The organism is Streptomyces sp. NPDC050287 (assembly GCF_044459385.1).
GTDB lineage: Bacteria > Actinomycetota > Actinomycetes > Streptomycetales > Streptomycetaceae > Streptomyces.
On record NZ_JBITIY010000043.1, the window covers coordinates 1 to 2,502 of the forward strand.

The following is a 2,502-nucleotide window of genomic DNA, read 5'->3' on the forward strand; positions in this document are numbered from 1 at the left end:
CGACGGCAGCCAGCATGAAAACCATCCCTGCCCCGCTCGCGCGACCCCATCGTCGCGAACGACCGGGCCCTGCGAAAGAAGGTAGGGCCGCATGATCCCAGAGCCCCCGGTCACCTCCGACGCAAGCGAGACGGTAACGCCCCAGTCCCTGTCTACCGGCTCCTGCACCAAGCCGGCACCCGCATGCGGCCCCAGCACCGACACGGCCCCTCTCGCCACGAGGGGGAACGGTCATGACTGCAACAGACAGAGCTCTCGATCGCTCCGCCCACTGTCGCCATCCGGTGCAAACCCTGCGCGAAGGCCATCCCGGTCGCAGCCCTGCGGCACGCGCACCCCCCTTCGTCGGCACGTGGCCATCCACCAAAGGTCGGCACTCGCGCCGACCAGTCAACGCACCTTCCAATTTCAGGAGATCAAGCACACGTGAACGAGAACACCCGTCACAAGACCCTGGCCGCAGTCACAGAACACGTCTGGGACGCGTTCGTCATCGTCGTCGGCATGCTCAAGGGCGGCACCGGCAAGACCACCTCCGCCTGGTTCATCGCCCTCTACTACGCCGTCGTCCTCGACCTGCCAACACTGCTGCTCGACGCCGACGCCACCAGCCAGTCCGCCTACGACTGGTTCAAGGTCGCCCAGGCAGAGGGATTCGAGATCCCCTCCAACCTGGTGGTCGAGCGGTACCCGCGACGACATCGCCGAGTACATCCGCGCCAAGCGTGCCGAGTTCGGCGCGATCGTGGTCGACGCCGGCGGCGGCAGCGCCCGCATCTTCCACGAGTCGGTGACCGAGGCGAACCTGCTGCTCGTGCCGGTCGCCCCCACCAAGATCGAGCGCCGCAAACTCGTGGCCACCTTCGACGAGGCCGAGCGTGCCGCCGCCCGCAACACCCGCGACGTCACCGCCCACGTGGTCATGGTCAAGGCCGACGACCGCACCAGCCTGCCCAACCGGGCAAAGGACCAGCTCCTCGACCCTGCCCAGGGCGAGGGAGTCGGTCCCGACCGCGACGAGTCGTTCCCTCTCGCCGAGCCCACCATCCACTCCTGGGTGCACTACATGGAGGCCTTCGGCGAGATCCCCACCGAACTGAGCGAGTACGCCAATCTGATGAAGGAACTGACCGCATGACCGAGCGCATGAAGCCCCCAGCCCGCCGCACTGGTCGCGCCCTCGGAGGCGCGGCGAAGAAGACGGCCTCTCCGCCCCCTCCGCCAACTGCTGAGCTCACCGCGGAGCAGTTTGCTGCCGAACAGGCCGCCGCCCGAGGCGAAGGCCGTCCGGTTGCGGGCAAGCCGCAGGTTGAGGCCGCTCCATCCAGCGCTCCCGTCGAGGCATCGGCGCAGGGCCGGGCCGCCACCTTGCCCGAAGTGGCGCGGGAATCCGCTCAGTCGATCGTTGAGGTAGCGCGGAGCGGCTCAATGCCGGAGCCGGCCGCCGGTCAGCGGGTTCGCCCGGCCGTCGTCGCTCCCGAGGCGGGAACAGAACCCTCAGGGGAGCCAGTGGAGCGGCAGGTGGCGCCTGTGGACCCGGCACCCGAGCCTGAAGCACCTGCGCTCCAGCCCACACAGCCGGTCGAGCACGTCTCGCAGAACCGGCCGGCTCAGGGAGCTGAGATGGCCGTACCCCAGGCAGTTCTGCCGCCTGCCAGCAGTACGGCGTTCCCGGTAAGCAGCGGAGCGCCCGGTCCGCAGTATGAGCAGCACGTCAGTTCACATGCGGCGCCCACCAACGGGACTTCATGGGAGCAGGGGCCCGGGCGTCCGAAGGACATCCCGGAGGCGGCGGTCGTCCTCAATCAGCGCATCATCGCGCGCGAGAGCCTCGACGCCTCGGTCGCCGCTGCGCTGAAGCTGAAGAAGCGGATCAAGCGGTTCGCGCTGGACAACGAACTCGACCACCTGCCCATGGGCGACATCGGTCTCGGTAGCACTGGACGAATGGCTCGCCACCCGCGGATTCTGACACACCGCACGGCACAGGGACGGCCACCAGCTCACTGAGTGCGCGGCCGCCCCTTCCGCTGACTATTCCAATAGCCCAATAGGCGGCTAACTAGTGCTCTGACCACGTAGGTTCGCCGGGTTGGGCGTCCGAGCGGTTGGATGAGCGGTGACGTCCGATCCGACCGCTGGAGGCGCGGTGGCAGAGCCCGTCCGTGTGCGCAGACTGACGGACCTGGAGGGGCAGAAGCTGCAGCAGATCGTGCGCCGGGGCAGCACCAGTACGGTGCGTTACCGGCCTGCGATGATGTTGCTGGCCTCGGCTGGCGGGAACCGGGTCCCGGTGATCGCAAAGTTGGTGCAGGCCGACGAGGACACGGTCCGGGACGTGATCCACCGGTTCAACGAGATCGGTCTGGCCTGCTTGGACCCTCGGTGGGCGGGAGGCCGTCCCCGCCTGCTCAGTCCTGACGATGAGGACTTCGTCGTCCAGACGGCCACCACCCGCCCGACCAAGCTCGGGCAGCCCTTCACCCGCTGGTCCCTTCGCAA

The 2,502-nt window shown here is 68.2% G+C and carries 4 protein-coding genes; 3 read left to right on the forward strand and 1 reads right to left on the reverse strand.

The features are described from left to right. Window positions 1–408 precede the first annotated feature (408 nt). Window positions 409–714 carry a hypothetical protein gene (locus ACIBK3_RS46725; RefSeq protein WP_399374767.1) on the reverse strand — a complete coding sequence of 102 codons (306 nt, stop codon included), beginning with the start codon at window positions 712–714 and terminating at the stop codon, window positions 409–411. A 31-nt stretch (window positions 715–745) separates the two neighbouring features. Here ACIBK3_RS46725 and ACIBK3_RS46730 point away from each other — a divergent pair, with 31 nt between their 5' ends. The 3 genes from ACIBK3_RS46730 to ACIBK3_RS46740 form a co-directional block, all read left to right on the forward strand. Further along, window positions 746–1,138, forward strand: a complete 393-nt coding sequence (locus ACIBK3_RS46730; protein ID WP_399374768.1) for a hypothetical protein — start codon at window positions 746–748, stop codon at window positions 1,136–1,138. Between the two features lie 485 nt (window positions 1,139–1,623). Continuing rightward, the gene (locus tag ACIBK3_RS46735; protein WP_399374769.1) at window positions 1,624–2,010 is read left to right on the forward strand and encodes a hypothetical protein; all 387 of its coding nucleotides are present in this window, start codon (window positions 1,624–1,626) and stop codon (window positions 2,008–2,010) included. 139 nt (window positions 2,011–2,149) lie between these two features. After that, the coding region (locus tag ACIBK3_RS46740) for a transposase (protein ID WP_399374771.1) at window positions 2,150–2,502 on the forward strand (353 nt) is incomplete at its 3' end.

Bases quoted from the DNA above. Each gene is read 5' to 3' on its own strand.
- ACIBK3_RS46725 (WP_399374767.1), bottom strand. From the start codon at position 714: ATGTACTCGGCGATGTCGTCGCGGGTACCGCTCGACCACCAGGTTGGA.
- ACIBK3_RS46735 (WP_399374769.1), top strand. From the start codon at position 1,624: ATGGCCGTACCCCAGGCAGTTCTGCCGCCTGCCAGCAGTACGGCGTTC.